This is a genomic window from Stenotrophomonas maltophilia group sp. LNF247, from assembly GCF_054083135.1.
The window spans coordinates 19,484-39,166 of sequence record NZ_JBSRQL010000013.1 but is presented as its reverse complement, the minus strand read 5'-3'; the positions used below and the strand labels follow the sequence as shown (position 1 = coordinate 39,166).

Here is a 19,683-nt window from a genome sequence, read left to right as displayed (position 1 = left end):
CAGGGGCCGGCACTACCGGCAAGGCATCACGCGGCAAGTGCTTTTACCACCGCCTCGCTGAAGGCCGGAATGTCATCCGGCTTGCGGCTGGTGATCACGTTACCGTCGACCACCACCTCGGCATCGCGCCAGTTCGCCCCCGCATTGGTCAGATCCTGCTGAAGGGACGGCCAGGACGTCAGCGCGCGGCCATCGGCGAGGCCACTGTTGATCAGCAGCCACGGGCCATGGCAGATCGCCGCCACAGGCTTGCCTGCTTCGTCTACTGCGCGGACAAAGCCGAGTACAGCCTCGTCGGTACGCAGCGTGTCCGGATTGATGACCCCTCCCGGCAGCACCAGGGCATCGAAGCTGGCCGGATCGGCCTCATCCAGCGGAATATCCACTGCAACGGCGTCGCCCCAGTTCTTCTCTTTCCAGCCCTTGATCGTCGCCTCCTTTGCAGGCGACACGACGCTGACGCGCGCGCCTTCGGCTTCCAGCAGCCGCTTGGGTTCGGTCAGTTCGGACTGTTCAAAGCCGTGGGTGGCCAGGATGGCAATCTGCTTGCCCTTCAATCGTTCTGCCATGGGTGCACTCCGGTTTGGGGAGCCGACAGAATGGAAGAACGGCCCTTGCAGGGCAGTGACCCTGCCGTGCACGGCAGGTGGAGAGCTCCAGGTGGTGCCGGCCGCTGGCCGGCACCTGCATCGCGCCATGCCGGCCAGCGGCCGGCCCTACCCGGTACCGGTCAGCGCTTGGGCTGCAGCATGGTGCCGGTGCACTTGGGCGAGCCGCAGCGGCACTCCCAGATCTTCTTCAGCTTGGCAGTGTGACGCTCGGCCAGAGTGATGCCGTAGTTGTAGGTCAGTTCCTCGCCGGGCGTGATGTCACGCAGCGCCTCGATGAACACCTTGTCACCGCGGCTGTCGCCGTCCTCGTCTTCCTCGATCACGGCCTCGCAGTTCGGCTCGCAGCTGTGGTTGATCCAGCGCGCGTCATTGCCTTTGTAGTTGGCATCGATCACCCAGTCGTCGTTGAGGGTGAACAGGAAGGTGTGGCCGCTTTCGACGTCGCCGCTGTCATCGGCATCAACATCGCCGTGGCTGCGCAGCAGGCCCTTGTACTGGATCACGCGCTCGCCCTGCTTGATCGGGGCCACGGCGAACACGCCGTTGCCATGGATGGCGGACTTGCGGGCTTGGATCTTCTTCGGCATCGGCACGGGCTGTTTGCAGCGGATGGAACCTGGATTCTCGCCCATTCCGGGTGATTGCGAAAATCACCCCGGTAGCGCAGCATGGCGCCCCGGCAACGGCCCGGCGCGTCCTCCCGCCCGGCCCAGCGCCGGCTGAATGCCCGGGTTGGATGGCGGCGAATAAAAGCGTACAATTTCAGTCCGCTTTAAGAACCACTCGCATCCCCATGTTGCGTGTCACCAAGCTCACAGATTACGCCACCGTGGTACTGACCGTGCTTGCCGCCCGTCCGGGCGAGGTGCTCAGTGCCACCGAGCTGGCCGAATTCACCGGCCTGGAGCCGCCCACCGTCAGCAAGGTGCTCAAGCCACTGGCCCAGGCCGGCCTGGTCGAAGGCCTGCGCGGTGTCCGTGGCGGCTACCGCCTGACCCGCCCGGCCATCGAGATCTCGCTGTTCGAAGTGGTCGAAGCGATGGAAGGGCCGCTGGCCCTGACCGAATGCAGCCACGACCACCACCAGTGCGGCATGGCGCCCAAGTGCGGCGCGCGCAGCAGCTGGCGGCTGATCAACGACGTGGTCTCCGAGGCCCTGCGCGATGTCACCCTCGCCCAGATCCTGCCCCCTCTTCCCCTTGCCGATGACGAACAGCGCCGCACCATCGCTGTCGACGTCGTCTCCTGATCCACAGGCAGCCCCCCCATGGCCACCGAAACCATCGAAAACGTCGCCCACGACGACACCCCCAACCGCGAGATCCACGAGCAGCTCGGCCGCAAGTATTCGGCCGGCTTCATCACCGAGATCGAGTCGGACTCCCTGCCGCCGGGCCTGGACGAGGACACCATCCGTGCCCTGTCGGCCAAGAAGGACGAGCCGGAGTGGATGACGCAGTGGCGCCTGGACGCCTACCGCCACTTCCTGACCCTGCCGATGCCGGACTGGGCCAAGCTGGAGATCGCCCCGATCGACTTGCAGGCGCTCAGCTACTACTCCGCGCCCAAGGGCCCGAAGTACGCCTCGCTGGACGACGTGCCGAAGGAACTGCTCGACACCTACGACAAGCTGGGCGTGCCGCTGCACGAGCGTGCCAAGCTGGCAGGCGTGGCGGTGGACGCGGTGTTCGACTCGGTGTCGGTCGGTACCACCTTCCGCAAGGAACTGGCCGAGAAGGGCATCATCTTCTGCTCGATGTCCGAGGCCATCAAGGAACATCCGGAACTGGTCCGCCAGTACCTGGGCACCGTGGTGCCGGTGGGCGACAACTACTTCGCCGCGCTCAATTCGGCGGTGTTTTCCGATGGCAGCTTCGTGTTCATTCCCAAGGGCGTGCGCTGCCCGATGGAGCTGAGCACCTACTTCCGCATCAACGCCGGCCACACCGGCCAGTTCGAGCGCACCCTGATCGTGTGTGAGGACAAGGCCTACGTGTCCTACCTGGAAGGCTGCACCGCGCCGATGCGCGACGAGAACCAGCTGCACGCCGCCGTGGTCGAGCTGGTCGCGCTGGAAGACGCGGAGATCAAATACTCCACCGTGCAGAACTGGTACCCGGGCGACGAGAACGGCGTCGGCGGCATCTACAACTTCGTCACCAAGCGTGCCGAGTGCCGCGGCGCGCGCAGCAAGGTCACCTGGACCCAGGTCGAGACCGGCTCGGCGATCACCTGGAAGTACCCGTCCTGCGTGCTGCTGGGCGACGACTCGGTCGGTGAGTTCCACTCCGTGGCGCTGACCCACCACCGCCAGCAGGCCGACACCGGCACCAAGATGATCCACGTCGGCAAGCGCACCAAGAGCAAGATCGTCAGCAAGGGCATCAGCGCCGGCCGCGGCCAGAACACCTACCGCGGCCTGGTGCGGGTGGACCGCAACGCCGATGGCGCGCGTAACTACACCCAGTGCGATTCGCTGCTGATCGGCAAGCAGTGCGGCGCGCACACCTTCCCCTACATCGAGGTGAAGAACCCGGGCGCCACCGTCGAGCACGAGGCCACCACCTCCAAGATCTCCGACGACCAGCTGTTCTACTGCCGCGCCCGTGGCATCAGCCAGGAAGACGCGGTGTCGATGATCGTCGACGGCTTCTGCAAGCAGGTGTTCCGCGAACTGCCGATGGAGTTCGCGGTGGAAGCCAAGAAGCTGCTGGAAGTCTCGCTGGAAGGTTCGGTGGGCTGACCGCCCGCCCCTGCCCCTCGCAAACGCATTCTCTTTACCGGCGGGCCGCGGCCCGCCCCACGGAAATCCCCACCATGCTGAAGATCGAAAACCTCCACGCCCGCATCGGCGACAAGGAAATCCTCAAGGGCCTGTCGCTGGACGTCCAGCCGGGCCAGGTGCACGCCATCATGGGCCCGAACGGCGCCGGCAAGTCCACCCTGGGCAATGTCCTGGCCGGCCGCGACGGCTACGAAGTGACCGAAGGCAGCGTGCAGTTCGACGGCGTCGACCTGCTCGACCAGGACCCGGAAGCGCGCGCCGCCGCCGGCCTGTTCCTGGCGTTCCAGTACCCGGTGGAGATCCCGGGCGTGAACAACACCTACTTCCTGCGCGCGGCACTGAACGCCCAGCGCAAGGCACGCGGCGAGGAAGAACTCGATTCCATGCAGTTCCTCAAGCTGGTGCGCCAGAAGCTGGCCGTGCTGCACCTGAAGGACGAACTGCTGCACCGTGGCGTCAACGAAGGCTTCTCCGGTGGCGAGAAGAAGCGCAACGAGATCTTCCAGCTGGCCGTGCTGGAACCGAAGCTGGCGATCCTGGACGAAACCGACTCGGGCCTGGACATCGATGCACTGAAGAGCGTGGCCGATGGTGTCAACGCACTGCGCGCTGCTGATCGCTCGTTCCTGGTCATCACCCACTACCAGCGCCTGCTGGACTACATCAAGCCGGACGTGGTGCACGTGCTGGCCGATGGCCGCATCGTCAAGACCGGTGGCCCGGAACTGGCCCTGGAACTGGAAGCGCACGGCTATGATTTCCTGAAGGACCGGGTCGTGCCCGAGGCGGCGGTCTGATGAGCGCCCTGCTTGATTCGATGGCCCAGGCCTTCTGCGGCAGCGATGCGCGCCGCGAAGTGCTGGATGCGGCCCTGCGCGATGGCCTGCCGGCCGCCCGCAACGAAGCCTGGAAGTACACCTCGCTGCGGCAGCTGGAACGCCGTGCGTTCGCTGCGGCACCGCTGCAGGGCCCGGCGCTGGACGCCGCCCTGCTGGAGGACATTCCGGCACCGCGCCTGGTGTTCGTCAATGGCCGCCTGGATGCCGCACTGAGCAACGTGCAGGCCCTGCCGGCCGGCGTGCAGCTGCAGCCGCTGTCGGCCGCACTGGCCGCTGGCGAAGACGCCGTGCGTTTCCTTGGCCGCCGCTACGAGCGCAGCGAGGAGATCTTCGCCCGCCTGAATGCTGCCCTGGCCGATGAAGGCGTGGTGCTGCGCGTGGATGAAGGCGTGCAGGTCGACGTGCCGCTGCAGCTGGTGTTCGCCAGCGTCGCCGGTGACACCGACCTGGCCTGGCATCACCGCCACCTGATCGAACTGCGTGCCGGCGCCAGCTTGGGCGTAGTCGAGCATCGCTTCAGCGTGGGCGACTCCGCCCACCTGGACAATACCGTGCTGCATGCCCATGTCGCCCGCGATGCCGTGCTCAAGCACGCCCGCGTGCAGGCCGGCAGCGCGCGCCAGACCAGCTTCCTGCGCACCGACGCGGTGCTGGCCCGCGACGCGCAGTACCACCGCGTGGACCTGGAACTGGGCGCCGCGCTCAGCCGCCATGAACTGAACGTGCGCCTGGAAGGCGACAATGCCCAGCTGACCGCCAACGGCGTGCTGCTTGGCAATGGCCGCCGCCACGTCGAAACCCGCCTGGGTATCGACCACATCGCACGCGATACCGCCTGCGAACTGCTGTGGCGCGGCGTCGCCGCCAACCGCAGCCGCGTGGTGTTCCATGGTGGCATCCAGATCCGCGAAGGCGCCGATGGCACCGACGCGAACCTGTCCAACAAGAACCTGCTGCTGTCGGCCGATGCCGAGATCGACACCCAGCCGACGCTGGTGATCGACGCCGATGAAGTGAAGGCCGCGCATGGCGCGACCGTCGGCCAGCTCGACGCCAATGCGCTGTTCTACCTGCGCTCGCGCGGCCTGCCGCAGGCACAGGCGCAGGCACTGCTGAGCGCCGCGTTCTGCCACGAGCCGTTGAAGATTCTGCCGGACGCACTGCGTGCGCAGCTGGCACGCCGCCTGGACAAGGCCCTCGCCGAGGCGGGTGTGGCATGAACCTGTCCACGCCGCGACCGATCGAAGAACGCACCGGCGCCCCCGACTGGGACCGCGTCCGCCTCGACTTCCCGCTGCTGATGCGTGAAGTGCATGGCAAGCCGCTGGTCTATTTCGACAATGCCAACACCGGCCAGAAGCCGGTGCAGGTGATCGGCGCGGTGGACGAGTTCTACCGCCGCTACAACGCCAACGTCAGCCGCGCGGTGCATGCACTGGGCAGCGAAGCCACCGACGCCTACGAAGGCGCACGCAACACGCTGGCACGCTTCCTCAACGTGCGCCCCAGCGACCTGGTGCTGTGCAGCGGCACCACCTTCGCCATCAACCTGGTGGCCTACTCGTGGGCGCTGCCGCGGCTGAAGGCCGGTGACGTGATCCTGATCACGCGCATGGAGCACCACGCCAACATCGTGCCGTGGCAGCTGGTCGCGCAGCGTACCGGTGCCACCATCCGCGTGGCCGAGATCACCCCCGATGGCGCGCTGGACCTGGATGCGCTGCGCGCGGCGATGACCCCGGAGGTCAAGCTGCTGGCCGTCACCCACGTCTCCAACGTGCTGGGCACGGTCAACCCGGTGCGCGAGATCTGCCGCGAAGCGCGCAAGCGCGGCATCATCACCGTGGTCGATGGCTCGCAGGCCGTGCCGCACCGCAAGGTCGACGTGGCCGCGATCGGCTGCGACTTCTACGCCATCACCGGCCACAAGATGTGCGGCCCGACCGGCACCGGTGCGCTGTGGGCGCGCCGCGAGCACCTGGACGCGATGCCGCCGTTCCTCGGTGGCGGCGAGATGATCAAGGAAGTCAGCTTCGACGGCACCGTGTTCAACGATGCCCCGCACAAATTCGAAGCCGGCACCCCGAACATCGCCGGTTTCATCGGCCTGGGTGTGGCTGCCGACTACCTGCAGCAGCTTGGCCAGGAGAACGTGGAAGCACGCGAAGCCGAACTGCTGGCGCACTTCACCGAAGAACTGCGCCGCGTCGACGGCCTGCGCATCATCGGCGAAGCGCCGGAGAAGGCTGCGGTGGTCTCGTTCCTGATCGATGGCGCGCATGCGCACGATCTGGCCACCCTTCTGGATCTGGAAGGCGTGGCCGTGCGCTCGGGTCAGCACTGCGCACACCCGCTGCTGCAGTACTTCGGCGTCGCGGCTACCTGCCGCGCCTCGCTCGCGTTCTACAACACGCATGCCGAGATCGAGCGGTTCATGACGGCGTTGACGAAGGTGCGAAAGCTGCTGGGCTGAAGATTCGCCAGAATCGAGGAAGTATGAGAACGTCGCAGGAAACTGCGGCGTTTTTTATTGCGCACTGAACGCAACCAAGCAGAGGCGTGACCGGGAAGCACCGAGTGATGCCAGGAACGGGCAATCTCACCCTAATGCCGATCCATCCACCATCAACGGCCTTGAGGCACCGTCTCCTACATGCCAACAAGCATGGATACCCCGGATGCAATCAAGAAGACGTACATCATCACGACGCCCCTCAGCACCCACCGTTCCCCCTGATGGAGCGTCTGCCCTTTGGAAGTAAGGGCAAGCACTGCAATACCGCGCAAGCACCTAAGCCACCAATCAACCTTGATGATTCCAACTGCAGCGAGTACTTCCGGCCGTTCACGCTCGATTTTAAGCAACATCCTGTGAGCCGCAAATGCGTTTATCCACATGGCACCTAGAATGATGGAAGCCCAAATGGGGAAGCTCTCAACAAGGCTTTTCATCGTTCTTCACCCTGGCACCGCGCTATAAAAACTCGTCAAACAGGCGCCGAAGATCAAATCAATCCGCAATTTCTGCAATACGGCAAACCCCTCCACCCACATCCGCCTCAACTCTGACGTAGAGATTATTCGTAAAATACACATCCCCATGGCAAACCACGCGGACACTGCTCTCGTAGTAAGTTACAAGAAGTGAGGAATCAGTAGCGACCTCAGGCTTCACAACCCTGCTTTCACCGACAGGAATTGATCCTACGCCTACCACACCACCGCCAACCTCCAAGCTGACGCCATAAATCACGCCCCTTCCAACATTCTTTACAACAATCACCGGATCCGACAACCAATCACAACCCTGCAACCCCAGCGAAAGAACCACAGCAGCCAGGCATGATTGGATTCGACCACTCCACGCGGTTGAGTGCTCAGCACCCAGCTTGCATTTCGCCATTTCTTGCAGCCTCCGAACATGGAGAAGAATCTGCACCTCCCGAACTGATGTACCGCCCCGGCCAGTGTTCCAAAGCCATCAACAACGCGACGGCGCTCGATGACTCAGCCGCCACATTTACACCCTGCTCAGCTGAAGCGAGAAGCTGGCACCGTTCGCGAGCACTGATCAGCTCGGGAAGCGCGACAGAGATTCTCACGATGCCCGACAGGGTTCACCCTCCCACGGGTGTTTAGTCTCTCACCCGGCGAGCCCAACTATCACAGCGAGTTGATCAACTGAAGTGTTGAACAACGACGCTAGCCACTCCTTCAAGAGAACGGATTGGAGATGGCCGCATAAATCACTTCAGGCGGCTCATCAATTCCGAGCGCCTCTCTATGCATCATCTCCTCAATATAGCGATGTTTTTCTATGTCCCCAGGATAGGGGCTTGCCACCTCAAGAAAATCACGACCACCAACAGCTACAACAAAACGCTCATGAATATCCCAATAGCACAGTGAGCCGGACGAATGGTGGCGCAGCACAACTTCGAAACCTTCAGCGCGACTATCAATCTCGTAAATATCGTAGGCATCAGCAATGAGAACATCCTCAATCTGCTCGCCGTCCGCAGATATCCTCGACAGCAGCGGCCGGTCACTGCCAGAGACCTTGCAAAATGCGAGCCATATAAAATAGCAATCCACAATTGACAACGACCACGGGTATACAGCGTTGCTCCGCCCTTTCACATATTTCATAAAAAGCAGGGAATCATCACCAAACATGCAACCTACTCCTCCTTAAGTCCAACCTTAATCACCTCTTTAATCTTGGTTCCGGTTCGTTCAGCGCTGAGCCGGGCTGAGGAGTCGATGCGTTCAAGGGCGCAAGAAGACCCTTGACGTACCCACCGAGGCCAACTACGTCCTCAGCTGTACCAATCAGGTCCCGTCGCATCATCTTCTCGACATGCTCTACACCACCAAGTCGCGCGACAACATCCGCAAGGAAAGTGACATCTCCCGCAAATAACGTCACGTCCTGATCCAGCTTTACAACCCAGCGACCATCACGCGAAAACAAGAAATGATCACGCATGAAGTTCCCATCTTCCAGCCAGTAGGAGCGCAGGCCATCCAGACCTCGCTCAATTTCCACGGGGCTTCCCCTGTCGGAGCACTCTGAACATCGAACCGCGCACATTGCGATATCTGCAAAGTGCTCCGAAAGTGCGCTCAGCCACGCCGCCCAAACATCGTTCGGAGCAAAGTCCTCATACAGGTTGCGATCAAACGCCATCCCTGCCCAGTCCTCCCGGAGGAGAGGGAGATCCGGAGGGTTAGCATCCGAGAGGGATGCCGCAATGCAGTCTGGCAAGCAACATTTATTGCTCATGGCTTTTCTGACTGCACTCAAGCCCACTCATCAATACTCCGCCTAACGGCCAACACCTGTGCTTCGGCATAGCGGGGATCGCGAATACGGATATCGGCATCATCAAGATAGTGCCATATCACGTGAGGAACCCCTATTTCATACGAACTTGACCGAATCACGTTCTTGATAAATTCCGCCCTCTGGTACCAGCCAGACACCTGTTCCTCGGAAGCAGGCTCGGATTCCAACAGCCTCCGCAGACAGGCTAGAACGATATTCTTTTCATCGATAGCGCTCAATGCGAAACCTCATATTATTCAACCAAGGGGAAATTCCCCCAAAGCCTATCGGCGTGATCGATCAGCTCGCAATGACACAGACGCAATCGCGCAACGTGGAGAACTGAGCTGCCCAGGAGTGCCATGGCGTACTGTGACATCTGCGACTCTACCAGCGATCGAGAACGTTCCGAGGCCCCTTCCTGGCAAGTTTCACCCCTAACACGGGGAACATGTGATCACATGTTAGGCGCGCCTTTGAATCATCCCGCTTTCCTGCCATAGAAGGCAGAAATGAAAGCACATGACGTCATTTCCACAACCTATCACTCACTTCAGATCTTCAAGATTGACGAGCACATCCCCAAATTTCGCACGTGGAAGGGGACCAGGGATTCGTAGGGAGCGAACTTCAAGGGGGGCGTGAATTTCGCCAAGCAGCAGATCACCTGTCGAATTGTCACTCTCCCTTGTCCTGAACACCCCGATTATCGAGACCCATGAATACGCGTATTCATCAAATACGCTTTGCTGCAGATCTATTGGCCCTCTAATTCGAACTTGGGTCTCCTCAGTCACTCCGGCCTCAAACAACTCTTTGCTTGAATTCAGTACAAAGAGCTCCCGGCTCACCCCGAGATAGCCCTCCATCCGCACCAACTTTCCATCGAATAGCCGGGGCGTAGCAGCCAGTTCCCGGAAGCTGACCCGGCAGGCGGAGCTGCCCTCGACGCCACAGGTCGTTCCAAACGGTACGCCCACACCTTCTTGATACCTGCAACCAGCCCCATAAAAAATAAAAACAATAACCACGAAAAACCGGAAATAAACATTCACGCCCACACCCCCGCGTCGCCATCCAGCGCCATGGGATACCGCTCACTTTCGCTGCACTCCCGCAAACCGCCCCTCCTCTGCCAGCCGAAAAATTCGCAGAATCATTGATAGCCAAGTTCATCAACAACAGCCTTGCACTTGGAATCCAAATCGACATGAAATGATTTCAACTCCTCGGACGGTAGTTTCCCGTCGTCCGAGCGATGCATTACTGCATATCCGCGCAACCCTGCCACCGTCCCCTCAGGAGCAATGTTGTAGATATCCCCACCCCACCCCCGCGACGACTTTACATAGTCAGCCACCACCAAAAGACAGTCGTCATCCAGTCGACCGCTTCCTATTTCATGTAGCGAACAACCAGCGACAGATACGAGACATAGCGCTGAAGTTAGCGCAAGCCCTTGAAGAACCATCGCTCGTCGTCGGCATCGAGATGAACTTGTGGATTTCACAGCACTCCCGCCACTTGTCGAGAAACCCAGGAAGGAACACCGTGGGCCGCCTGCCCCCCCCCGCGTTTGCAGTAATGATTCTATCAATAGCGCGTCAGCGACTGTTTGACGACAACGTGCTCCCATTCTACTTGGGATAGCCTTTCGCCCCTCGCCCCTTCAGCCATGGCCATCTGAACCAGCTCACCAGAAGGCTCATACACCGTACGCTCGATGACATTTCCATTGACAGCGGTGATCGCCACCGTTGAAACCAACGCATCGGTGTAACTGTACTCGACCACTTCCTGGGCAGCGGCCAGCACTATATTCAGGCCACGCGCACCAGCACCGCGAGTACCGCCCGAATCAGTGGAGAGCCAGCCCTTTTTCCAGCCGACAGCCCGCCCTCGACCTCTCGGCAACAATCGTCACGCACTCATTCATAGGAAGCCCACAGGTGTCCGCCGTGGTTCCAGCTCAGCACGCTACGATTGAAGGCCTGCAAAATCACCAGCGCGGCAGACATCGCAGCTGGAGCCGACATAGGCCTGAACCGGAATGCCCCCCCGCCATCGGCACCGTTCTCCAGTAGGAAGGGAGTGCCATAACCGTCCCTAACAGTTGATCGACGAACGAGCCTCAACCACCATCATGAGACACTGCCTTCTCAATGCGAAAAACGACATGCGGGCGTCAAGAAACGAATGATGAATCAACAGATACATCATCGTAATCGAGAGATGCAAAATCAGAAACCGACATCTTCCCTTGAATGCGCAGCAAGCCAATGTAGGCTGACTTAGCCAGGAGTGACTCATAATCATTAGAAAGGAGCACCGCCCTGAGCCACTCCTCGATTGAAGCTGCTTCAAGCTTCCCCCGAAGCACTGCAGAAACAAGCGATTCAATCATAAGCCTACGATTATCATCAACAGGTTCCTGCCCCACCGTAACAATTCCAATAAAACAACCAAGAATCAACGGATCTGCCCAACGCAACCCGCCGATGAAAATAGCCCTCTCTCGGATCTCCGGATCACGATGAAACAACGACCTCGACACCAACATGTAGCTTGAGGAATCGGGGTCATCTGTGAGAATACCCGAGATCTTGTAAAGCCTATCAAGCAGCAAGCTATCTTCCACCACCAAGCGTCTCCTTCATCTTCGCTATGTTTTCATCCGCCTTGTCAAGCGTTCGCTGGATCCTAACACGCTGCCCTCTAGAAAGACTCGGATTATTCAAGCTCCCCCTCAAACTTTTTGCGGCAGAGCTCAGCCCCTTCAGTGAATTTTGCATCTCTGTCACATGATCAAAGCCGGTCTCAATTCCGCGAAGCTCTTTAGCAACTCCGTCAAAGTCGTGAGGCTTTGCATTATTGTCAACAATGTTATTTATTTTCTTAATTGCCTGCTGCTGAGATCGAGTGAGCGACGCAACGCGACTGGCAATATTGATAAATGCATTCTTCGCACCACCGATGACAGCTGCAGTCGCTGCCGGAATACGACTGGCAGCTAGAACTGAAACACCCGCAACGGCTCCGGCCGCTCTTGCCTCCTGGCGAGACCGGCGCTCATCCAACCCCATCTCGCCGTTTATGACAGCCAGATCATCTCTCATCATCTGGCATGTGGATACGCTCTCACAACGGCCGTCAGGGTCTACATGACCGTAGGGATTTCCAAGGGCATATTTATAGCGATTGAAGTTGGATGACGTATGCCCATTGGCCTCAACCGGATCCGCACTTATGAAAGATCCAATAGCCGGATCATAATACCGCTGCTGCATGTAACTCAGCCCGGTCCCGGAGTCCGTCACATGCCCCGTATATCCCGGCCCATCCTTCAACGGCCGGTTGACCACCGCCCCATACGGCTCATACACCGTACGCTCGATGACATTTCCGCTGGCATCGGTGATCGCCACCGGTGAACCCAGTGCATCAGTGTGGATGTACTCGACCACTTCCTGTGCGACTGCCGGAGCCATACAGGCCGCCAGCACCACCACCGCGAGTACCGCCCGAATCAACAGCAAAGAGAGTCCATTCATGGCTTAGTCCCAGCTCAGTACGCCGCGGGTGACGGGATGGTCGGCCGACCACGGTGAGCAACCACCTGCATTGCAGGCACGCACGCGATAGTCACCAGCACAGTAGGCATTGCCGCCTGCACTCACATAAGCGTTCGGCCCGGTATACAGGCGCTTTCCACCGCCACCACTCTCAAGCTGGTACTCGGTCGCATCGGCCACTTGGCTCCAGCCCACCGAGCACTGCACCTGATACGGCGCCTTGCGGGTGGTCAACCATTCGGCAAGGTAGAAGCTGGGCGTGCCAGGCGGAAGTGCGACCACAACCGTCGCAATGCCCGAGTACGGACTGCACCCCGCGAAATTGCACGCCCTCACGCGATAGGCGTAGCTGCCTTTTCCACGGCTGGCGCCAAAGCTGTTTCCGCCGCCGTTATGCACCACTGTCCAGCCACCACCGTTGGCACTCTCCTCCAGCACGAAACTCTCGCTGTTGGCTGGCACCGACCAGCTCAGGCTGTACTGCGGCACGTTCACCAGGCCCGGCGCGTTGATCACCGGCTCGATCGTCGGCGGCCCGATCACCGCTACCGTCGCCGTGGCCGACCACGGTCCGCAGCCTGCGCCATTGCAGGCGGCAACCCGATAGCCATAGCTGCCGACCCCGCGCGCAGCGGTGGCATAGGAACCCGCGTTGCCGTCGAACAGCGTGACCCATCCGCCACCATTGCTGCTTTCCTGCAAGGTGTAACGCGTGGCACCAGCCACCCCGTTCCAGCCAATGCCGATACTGCCCGGCGCAGCGCGTGCCGGCGCAGAGAGACCTGGCGCAGTGGCGGGCGGATACACCACCGTCACCGCAGCCGTGGCGCTGTATCCCGTGCATCCCACCGGATTGCATGCGCGAACCCGGTAGTTGTAGCTTCCCGCTGCCTTGCCACTGAAGGCCTTGGATTGACTGATGGCGTTGTGCACCTGGGCCCAGGCGCCGCCATTGGCGCTTTCCTCCAGCTCATAGCGCTCGGCACCAGAGGCCGCAGACCATGCCACGCTGAAACTGCCATTGAAGGCTGTGGCAGGCACGTTCAAGGTCGGCACGGTGGATGGCGCCAGTGCCACGGCCACTGATGCGACATTGCTCCATCCGCCGCACACCGCCCGGCAGCCGCGCACCCGGAACTGATAGGTTCCCGTGACCAGGCCGGTGCTGGTGAACGATTGCGCCGCGCCATCGAAGACCGTGCTCCAGGTGCCCGCAAGCGCACGCTGCAGCTCATAGCGGTTGGCACCACCGGCCGGGCTCCAGGTCAGGTTAACGCTGCCCTGGGTGATGTAGCCCGGCGCACTCAGCGCGGGAACGCTGGGTGCGGCTTCGCCATGCACCTGGGACACAAGGCTGCCTGACAGGTAGAGATAGTCGGTCTGTTTGCCGGTACGTTCGTTGCGCTGGAATCGCAGCACACCGCCGTTGTCGTAGAACGAATAGATCGCCCCCTTGCCACTGGCGCTGGCCTTCACCCGGCGCCCGTGGGCGTCGTACTCGTAACTCTCTGCTGTACCCGCCGCACGCAGTCGGTTGCCGTAATCAAACGCGAAAGCTTGACCATTGCGCACCGATAGATTGCCCTGCACGTCATAGCCAAGACCGGTGACGGTTGCCCCGGTTCCGGTTTCGATCACGTTGACCAGCCGATTGGTCGGATCGAAATAGTGCGTACGATCGCGGCTGCCGACCTTGGCACGGCGCAGGTTGTCCAGCGCATCATACTCATACAGTGCGTTGCCGAAGCCCGGTGCAGTGACCGTCCGCAACCGGTCCAGGCCGTCATAGGTCATGTCCCGGTTACCGGGCGCCCCGGGCAGGCCATCGGAAATGGCCATCACATTGCCGCCGGCATCGTAGTCGTAGCTGTCATCCAGCACTGCGGCCGCTGCGGTGGCATCGCGGCTGCGGTCGGGCAGCCCGCGGGCATTCTGGGTCAACGTGTGCACGATCCCGTTGCCATAGACGAAGCGGGCCAATGCGCCGTTGGCGAAGTAACTGGCCTCTTTCGCATAGCCACCGACCGTCGTCGCCCGACCCAGTGCATCCGGCGTATAGCTGACGACGCGCCCCCCCGGGTAGATATTGCTGGCCAGTGTGCCGTTGGCATCGTAGCCATAGGCCAGGCTCAGGCTTCCCAGATCCGGATGCTGCAGGGTTTCGCCACTGAGCAGGCGGCGGCGGTTGTACTGGTAGCGGTTGACGACCATCGGCCGGGCCGGGTCGTTCTGCGTATTGATCTCGGCAGGCAGACCATCAGGCGCGTAGGACCAGTTCTGATTTCCGCGCCCATCCGGGAAGATCAGGGTCGACAAGCGGTTGGCAGCATCGTAACTGCGCTTCACCGCACGTCCACTGGCCAGCGCTTCACTGCGGTTGCAGTCGGTGGTGCTGGTCAAACCCGTGCCGGCCGCCGACCACAGCACGTTGCCTGCCGCGTCGTAGTCCTGCACGGTCGCGCCGGTTTCCGGTTCGATGGTCTTGCACAGCTGCTGGTAGCCGTCATAGACGTAGCGGCGGGTCAGCGACTGGCTGCCGTCTGCACTGCGGCGGGTGATCGCCAGCGGCTTGCCCAACGTGTCTCGCTGGATCTCGGTCACCACGCCTTCCGGATGCTGCAGCGTCAGCGGCATCTCATAGCTGGGCTGGTCGTAGGCAAGATGACGGGTCGTCGTGGCCTGGCCGCGTGGATTGGTCACCTTCACCGACAGATTGCCCACGTACTCGGTGCGGGTAACCAGTGCCCCCAGCTCGGACGATTGACTGACCACGGTGGGGCGGCCCAACGCGTCGTACTGCGTCGTGGTGCCGGCCAGGGTGGCATTGATATCGGAGAACTGCCGCGTGGGATACGAGGCAAACACGGTCTTGCCGCTGGTGTCGTAGCGGGTCACCACGGCGCTGTCCAGCACGTTGTTGGCGTTTTCGGTCACCAGCACCGGGCGGAACATCGCATCCAGGTAGGTATCCGTGCGCCGCCCGCCCTGCGTGCGAGAGTGCTTCCACGCACCGGCGGGCACCCCCAGCTGCGCGCCACCCAGCCGCTGCAGGTCCATGGTTACGCCATTCCAGTTCACGCTGTCGCCGCCAGGGAACTGCTGGCTGCGCAGCCTGCCCATGCTGTCGTAGCTGAAGCTGGTGGTTGCGCCGGTTTCGTCGGTCAGCGAGGTGATCCAACCGTTGTCGTCGACGGCAACCGTGCGCACCGCGCCATTGGGCGCTTCGGGCGTGGCCGGCATGCGCAGCTGCTGCGGAACGCCACGCTTCCATCCCGAAAGATGGCTGGTATTGCCGCGGCCATCGGCCACCGAGGCAACCGTGCCGTCGGCTGCGTAGGTCACCTGCTGCGCCAGGCGGCCGAATGCATAGGCGCGTAACGGCAGTGCTTTGGCCGTATCGAATTCGGTTCGCGACTGCTCGATGCCATTGAGCACACTGCGCGCCACCTGGCCGTTCACCCATAGCGCGGGATTGTCGTAGTAGCTGGTGCTGCTGGTGCGACTCTGGCCGGCGGAATTCGCTTCGACAACGGAAACTTCGCGGACGAAGGCATCAAAGGCCTGCACCGTACGGGTGAACTGCACGCCGTCCTGATTGATGATCGTGCTCTGCACTGGGCGGTTCAGATGCTCTCCCAGCTCCGTGGCCCCGTACTTGAGATTCCGACCCGCCTCGCGCGGGAACGGTGCGCTGGCAAGCTGCGCGTCCGGGTAGTAGTTACTGCGCTCGGTTCGAACCACCGCGCCACCAGAGCTGGTTGTCGTCGACAGCAGCAGACCGTCGTTATAGCCAACTTCCTTTCCGAATTCGTATGTCCGGATCGTGCCATCCGGCAGGGTTTCAATCGTTATCTTGGGCTCTGCCTGCCCCACCGGGATCGCCGGCCACCCAGCCTGGTCGACTCTCCTGTCGTACTCCCACCCCAGATTGGTGTACTGATAGCTCCACTCCGCCGTGGGCATCCCCGGGCCACTTATCCGCTTTGCCACCAGCGACATCGCGTCCCGATAGATAGGCGTGAGATTCCATCCGTCGGCCAGCAACTGGTCGTCGCCGGAAGTCTGGCAGTTGAATGGAACATTCTTGCGGCCATGCCGGAAGGGTCGGAACACGAAGGTTCCCACCGCGCCTGATGGGTGCGTGATGGAGGCTGCAACCTCGGTCTCCACAATCTTGTTCGTCTTCGCGCAAAGAGCCGGGACCTCCATATAGGCCCAAACGTCCTGCCCGGTGTACTCCTGATACTTCTTCGTCACATTGACAGGCGGCAGGTTGTAGCTCCACGCCGTCCCGTCCGGCAGCGTCACCGACTGCAACACACCGGCCGGGGTGTAGCCATAGGTCCAGGTTCGACCCGCTGCCGTCGCCGTTGCGATACGGCCCAGGGAGTCATAGGCAAGGCTGATGCTGCGCCCATCGTTGGCAACGATTCGATCCAGCCGCCCGCCACTCCATTCGTAGCGGACCCAGTTACCGAAACGATCGACAACCTGGGATGGATAGAGGAAGACCTTTTTCCGTTTCAGCGTGGCATGGGTGATGGTGTCGTAGGGCTGGAGAACGGCAGACTCGTTCTCGCGCGCCACCATCCAGTCGAAGTAGTACTTGGTTCCATCCGGCGCGTGGCCCAGAAAGCCTTCGCCCGGCTGGCCGCTCTTGAGCGCACTGAGGCAGGAGAAGAACCATCCCCCTTTTGTGTTCCAGGGCGTTGGCGTGCCAACCTGCGGAGTTGGCTGGCGCGCGTCCCCGCTGCCCGCCAGGACGGTTTCACCCCCTCCGCCCGGCAATGAAAGCCTCACCCCATCCCAATAGGTGTGGGGAGAAAAATTGATGGTCTGGGTATGCTTGTAGTTCCAGACATCCAGCGACGGAGGTGCGGAAACTGTCGAGCAACGGGCGCTTGGCGTCCAATGCCCGCCGATCGCAGTTTCCGGCTGGTCTCCGTAAGTGCCTGAAAGCGACGGAATGTCGAGATCCCAGTTTCCATACTCCTTGTCATTTGCACTGCCGCTGACATCCCCATAACTGCGGCTGAGCGAAACCGCGAGCCCACCATTGCCCGGAATCGAAATATCCGTGGCCTTGAAGCTGATCGAGCCGTCGTAGAGATTGACCTGCTCGCCGAAGATCTCGCCCTTCAGCGGCTCGACAAGGTCCCCGTACTTCAGTCGCTTGTCGTACTCCTGCCGCCAGGTGGGAACGATCTGGGCGGAAACGCCGACCGGTGCCAGCACGCACAGGGCAACGACACCGAGAAGCAGACCCTTGGCAGCCATTGCCGCGCGCGGATATGAAATGAGGCCAGACTGCATGCAGATCCTCCCTGGATCGACGTCCCTGTGTGCCCCACCCGCGCCGAACGGCAGTTGACCTTCGACCAGGCGGCACCCACGCCGGCAGACAGCCACGCGTTGCTTCACGGTGGGTGGGTGCTGGTCACAGATATGAACGAATAATGAAGATGGCGTCAAGTCTACGTATTGGCCACACTCGGCAAAGTCACGTCAGCCAGCAGCCTCCCGTGCCCTTCCCCGCTCCACCTAGAATGTCCCCATGAGCACCCTGACCTTCCGCGCCGCCACGCCGGCCGACATCCCCGCCCTCATTGCCCTCGTCACCTCGGCCTACCGCGGCGATGCCAGCCGCGTCGGCTGGACCACCGAAGCCGACCTGCTGGACGGCGCCCGCATCGACGCCGAAGGCATCCAGGCCGACCTGGACCGCCCGCGCTCCACCATCCTGCTGGCCGAGCGCGGGGACCAGCTGGTGGCCTGCGCCCATGTCGCCGATGTCGACGGCAAGGGCTATTTCGGCATGTTCTCGGTCGACCCGGCCCAGCAGGGTGGCGGCGTTGGCAAGCAGCTGATGGACGCCGCCGAAGCGCACGCCGCACGCGAATGGAACGTGCCGGTGATGCAGATGACGGTGATCGACGTGCGCGACGAACTGATCGCCTTCTACGAGCGTCGCGGCTACAGCCGCACCGGCATCAAGAAGCCGTTCCCGTATGGCGACGAGCGTTTCGGCATCCCCAAGCGCGACGACCTGCGCTTCGAGATCCTTGAAAAGCCGTTGACCGGAGCAGTCGCGTGAGCGAGGCCTGGACCTTTGTCTGTGCCGGCGCCGAGCTGTTGCCGGGCGAAATGAAGAGTGTGTTCGACGAGGTGACCGGCACGCCGATCGTGGTATTCAACCTCGACGGCGAGCTGTACGCCCTGGAAGACCAGTGCACGCATGAAGAGTTCGAGCTGTCCTCGGGCGAGTTCAACACCACCGAAGGCAGTGTGGAGTGCGTGCTGCACGGGGCGCGCTTCGACGTGCGTGACGGGCGCGCTTTGTGCGCGCCGGCCTACAGCCCTGTGCCCAAGTTTCCGGTGAAGCGCGAGCACGACGCCATCTGGACCCGCGACGACCGGGATTGAGGCGGCGCTCCGCCCGGAGAGACCATTCACGGGGCGCCCCGCCAGAGAGCATCAACCCATGGGGTGGATCTACCGGCAGGCCATGAGGACCCTTCCAGGGCGCCCCGTGGCCGCCTCGGGGGGCCGCCACGCCCCGTACATGCGAATCATTATCGTTGATGTTATTCTACGTAACATCTTCGTAACGACTCCGCCCCTCGCGCCATGGCTTCGCCCGCGCCCACCGCCACGCTGTGCCAGCTTGCCCGTCAAGGGTGGCCGCTGCTTGTGGCCGTGCTGCTGACGCTGCTGCTGGGCTGGTCGGCACTGCACGAAGGACGCGACAACGGCCCTGCTGCCAACGGCTGGCAGGCACAGGCTGAAGATCTGCAGCAGGTCATGCCGATGCCGGCCCCGCCGGCGGACGAGTGCCCGCACCCTGCCGCGCCAGCACCGGAGCCGCCGCTGGATGGCGAGGGCACCATGCCCTGTACCGGACTGGCTCCCCCGCGCGCCGCCCTGGTCGTGCATATTCCGCTGTGGCGCTCCAACGCCCTGCGCTGGCAGCTGCACGATCCCGCACTGCGGTTGAACCCCGGCCACGCACCGCCCGCACCGCACGCCAGCTGAGACGCCCTGCGGCTGT

Annotated in this window: 19 protein-coding genes; 8 read left to right on the top strand and 11 right to left on the bottom strand. The window is 61.9% G+C overall.

Annotated elements, in window-relative coordinates; genetic code table 11:
• Positions 1 to 26: 26 nt before the first annotated feature.
• Together ACTXG9_RS13590 and ACTXG9_RS13585 are read right to left on the bottom strand one after the other, a co-directional pair.
• Positions 27 to 569, bottom strand: coding sequence for a type 1 glutamine amidotransferase domain-containing protein (locus tag ACTXG9_RS13590; RefSeq protein ID WP_019659400.1), 543 nt, complete (start codon positions 567 to 569; stop codon positions 27 to 29).
• A 161-nt stretch (positions 570 to 730) separates the two neighbouring features.
• Positions 731 to 1,198 (bottom strand): SET domain-containing protein, encoded by a 468-nt coding sequence (locus ACTXG9_RS13585; RefSeq protein ID WP_026346957.1) that lies wholly within the window; start codon positions 1,196 to 1,198, stop codon positions 731 to 733.
• Between the two features lie 206 nt (positions 1,199 to 1,404).
• On the opposite strand from ACTXG9_RS13585, the gene ACTXG9_RS13580 reads away from it, so the two are divergent.
• The 5 genes from ACTXG9_RS13580 (at position 1,405) to ACTXG9_RS13560 (ending at position 6,708) form a co-directional block, all read left to right on the top strand.
• A complete protein-coding gene (locus tag ACTXG9_RS13580; RefSeq protein ID WP_005408436.1) occupies positions 1,405 to 1,860 on the top strand; it encodes an SUF system Fe-S cluster assembly regulator in 456 nt (151 codons plus the stop codon).
• 18 nt (positions 1,861 to 1,878) lie between these two features.
• Entirely contained in the window at positions 1,879 to 3,354 is a 1,476-nt protein-coding gene (sufB, locus tag ACTXG9_RS13575) for a Fe-S cluster assembly protein SufB (protein ID WP_019659402.1), read from the top strand.
• Positions 3,355 to 3,428: 74 nt separating this feature from the next.
• Entirely contained in the window at positions 3,429 to 4,193 is a 765-nt protein-coding gene (gene sufC, locus ACTXG9_RS13570) for a Fe-S cluster assembly ATPase SufC (protein ID WP_111098228.1), read from the top strand.
• Positions 4,193 to 5,455, top strand: coding sequence for a Fe-S cluster assembly protein SufD (gene sufD / locus ACTXG9_RS13565; protein WP_456115814.1), 1,263 nt, complete (start codon positions 4,193 to 4,195; stop codon positions 5,453 to 5,455). The genes sufC and sufD overlap by 1 nt, the downstream gene beginning before the upstream one ends.
• On the top strand, positions 5,452 to 6,708 hold the full coding sequence (locus tag ACTXG9_RS13560; protein WP_010483557.1) for a cysteine desulfurase: 1,257 nt from the start codon (positions 5,452 to 5,454) through the stop codon (positions 6,706 to 6,708). The genes sufD and ACTXG9_RS13560 overlap by 4 nt, the downstream gene beginning before the upstream one ends.
• Before the next feature lie 176 nt (positions 6,709 to 6,884).
• Here ACTXG9_RS13560 and ACTXG9_RS13555 read toward each other — a convergent pair whose 3' ends face one another.
• The 9 genes from ACTXG9_RS13555 to ACTXG9_RS13515 form a co-directional block, all read right to left on the bottom strand.
• Positions 6,885 to 7,187: a hypothetical protein gene (locus ACTXG9_RS13555; RefSeq protein ID WP_021203140.1), complete on the bottom strand. Its 303-nt coding sequence runs from the start codon at positions 7,185 to 7,187 to the stop codon at positions 6,885 to 6,887.
• Positions 7,188 to 7,245: 58 nt separating this feature from the next.
• Complete coding sequence (locus ACTXG9_RS13550; RefSeq protein WP_197574768.1) at positions 7,246 to 7,638, bottom strand: hypothetical protein; 393 nt, start codon at positions 7,636 to 7,638, stop codon at positions 7,246 to 7,248.
• A gap of 311 nt (positions 7,639 to 7,949) precedes the next feature.
• Positions 7,950 to 8,411: a hypothetical protein gene (locus tag ACTXG9_RS13545; protein WP_021203141.1), complete on the bottom strand. Its 462-nt coding sequence runs from the start codon at positions 8,409 to 8,411 to the stop codon at positions 7,950 to 7,952.
• 31 nt (positions 8,412 to 8,442) lie between these two features.
• Positions 8,443 to 8,925: a hypothetical protein gene (locus tag ACTXG9_RS13540; RefSeq protein ID WP_206621310.1), complete on the bottom strand. Its 483-nt coding sequence runs from the start codon at positions 8,923 to 8,925 to the stop codon at positions 8,443 to 8,445.
• Between the two features lie 686 nt (positions 8,926 to 9,611).
• The gene (locus tag ACTXG9_RS13535) at positions 9,612 to 10,118 is read right to left on the bottom strand and encodes a hypothetical protein (protein ID WP_197574770.1); all 507 of its coding nucleotides are present in this window, start codon (positions 10,116 to 10,118) and stop codon (positions 9,612 to 9,614) included.
• 538 nt (positions 10,119 to 10,656) lie between these two features.
• Positions 10,657 to 10,878: a hypothetical protein gene (locus ACTXG9_RS13530; protein ID WP_019659408.1), complete on the bottom strand. Its 222-nt coding sequence runs from the start codon at positions 10,876 to 10,878 to the stop codon at positions 10,657 to 10,659.
• A gap of 370 nt (positions 10,879 to 11,248) precedes the next feature.
• Positions 11,249 to 11,704 carry a hypothetical protein gene (locus ACTXG9_RS13525; protein WP_019659411.1) on the bottom strand — a complete coding sequence of 152 codons (456 nt, stop codon included), beginning with the start codon at positions 11,702 to 11,704 and terminating at the stop codon, positions 11,249 to 11,251.
• Complete coding sequence (locus ACTXG9_RS13520; protein WP_100463638.1) at positions 11,691 to 12,614, bottom strand: RHS repeat-associated core domain-containing protein; 924 nt, start codon at positions 12,612 to 12,614, stop codon at positions 11,691 to 11,693. The genes ACTXG9_RS13525 and ACTXG9_RS13520 overlap by 14 nt, the downstream gene beginning before the upstream one ends.
• A gap of 3 nt (positions 12,615 to 12,617) precedes the next feature.
• The gene (locus ACTXG9_RS13515) at positions 12,618 to 17,948 is read right to left on the bottom strand and encodes an RHS repeat domain-containing protein (RefSeq protein WP_206621311.1); all 5,331 of its coding nucleotides are present in this window, start codon (positions 17,946 to 17,948) and stop codon (positions 12,618 to 12,620) included.
• A 241-nt stretch (positions 17,949 to 18,189) separates the two neighbouring features.
• Here ACTXG9_RS13515 and ACTXG9_RS13510 point away from each other — a divergent pair, with 241 nt between their 5' ends.
• From ACTXG9_RS13510 to ACTXG9_RS13500, 3 genes are all read left to right on the top strand, one after another.
• Positions 18,190 to 18,729, top strand: coding sequence for a GNAT family N-acetyltransferase (locus ACTXG9_RS13510; RefSeq protein WP_021202565.1), 540 nt, complete (start codon positions 18,190 to 18,192; stop codon positions 18,727 to 18,729).
• Positions 18,726 to 19,058, top strand: a complete 333-nt coding sequence (locus tag ACTXG9_RS13505) for a non-heme iron oxygenase ferredoxin subunit (RefSeq protein WP_010483575.1) — start codon at positions 18,726 to 18,728, stop codon at positions 19,056 to 19,058. The genes ACTXG9_RS13510 and ACTXG9_RS13505 overlap by 4 nt, the downstream gene beginning before the upstream one ends.
• Positions 19,059 to 19,262: 204 nt before the next feature.
• Positions 19,263 to 19,667, top strand: coding sequence for a hypothetical protein (locus tag ACTXG9_RS13500; protein WP_021202566.1), 405 nt, complete (start codon positions 19,263 to 19,265; stop codon positions 19,665 to 19,667).
• Positions 19,668 to 19,683: the final 16 nt, after the last annotated feature.

Bases quoted from the DNA above. Each gene is read 5' to 3' on its own strand.
- ACTXG9_RS13590 (WP_019659400.1), bottom strand. From the start codon at position 569: ATGGCAGAACGATTGAAGGGCAAGCAGATTGCCATCCTGGCCACCCAC.
- ACTXG9_RS13585 (WP_026346957.1), bottom strand. From the start codon at position 1,198: ATGCCGAAGAAGATCCAAGCCCGCAAGTCCGCCATCCATGGCAACGGC.
- ACTXG9_RS13580 (WP_005408436.1), top strand. From the start codon at position 1,405: ATGTTGCGTGTCACCAAGCTCACAGATTACGCCACCGTGGTACTGACC.
- sufB (WP_019659402.1), top strand. From the start codon at position 1,879: ATGGCCACCGAAACCATCGAAAACGTCGCCCACGACGACACCCCCAAC.
- sufC (WP_111098228.1), top strand. From the start codon at position 3,429: ATGCTGAAGATCGAAAACCTCCACGCCCGCATCGGCGACAAGGAAATC.
- sufD (WP_456115814.1), top strand. From the start codon at position 4,193: ATGAGCGCCCTGCTTGATTCGATGGCCCAGGCCTTCTGCGGCAGCGAT.
- ACTXG9_RS13560 (WP_010483557.1), top strand. From the start codon at position 5,452: ATGAACCTGTCCACGCCGCGACCGATCGAAGAACGCACCGGCGCCCCC.
- ACTXG9_RS13555 (WP_021203140.1), bottom strand. From the start codon at position 7,187: ATGAAAAGCCTTGTTGAGAGCTTCCCCATTTGGGCTTCCATCATTCTA.
- ACTXG9_RS13550 (WP_197574768.1), bottom strand. From the start codon at position 7,638: ATGGCGAAATGCAAGCTGGGTGCTGAGCACTCAACCGCGTGGAGTGGT.
- ACTXG9_RS13545 (WP_021203141.1), bottom strand. From the start codon at position 8,411: ATGTTTGGTGATGATTCCCTGCTTTTTATGAAATATGTGAAAGGGCGG.
- ACTXG9_RS13540 (WP_206621310.1), bottom strand. From the start codon at position 8,925: ATGGCGTTTGATCGCAACCTGTATGAGGACTTTGCTCCGAACGATGTT.
- ACTXG9_RS13520 (WP_100463638.1), bottom strand. From the start codon at position 12,614: ATGAATGGACTCTCTTTGCTGTTGATTCGGGCGGTACTCGCGGTGGTG.
- ACTXG9_RS13515 (WP_206621311.1), bottom strand. From the start codon at position 17,948: ATGCAGTCTGGCCTCATTTCATATCCGCGCGCGGCAATGGCTGCCAAG.
- ACTXG9_RS13510 (WP_021202565.1), top strand. From the start codon at position 18,190: ATGAGCACCCTGACCTTCCGCGCCGCCACGCCGGCCGACATCCCCGCC.
- ACTXG9_RS13500 (WP_021202566.1), top strand. From the start codon at position 19,263: ATGGCTTCGCCCGCGCCCACCGCCACGCTGTGCCAGCTTGCCCGTCAA.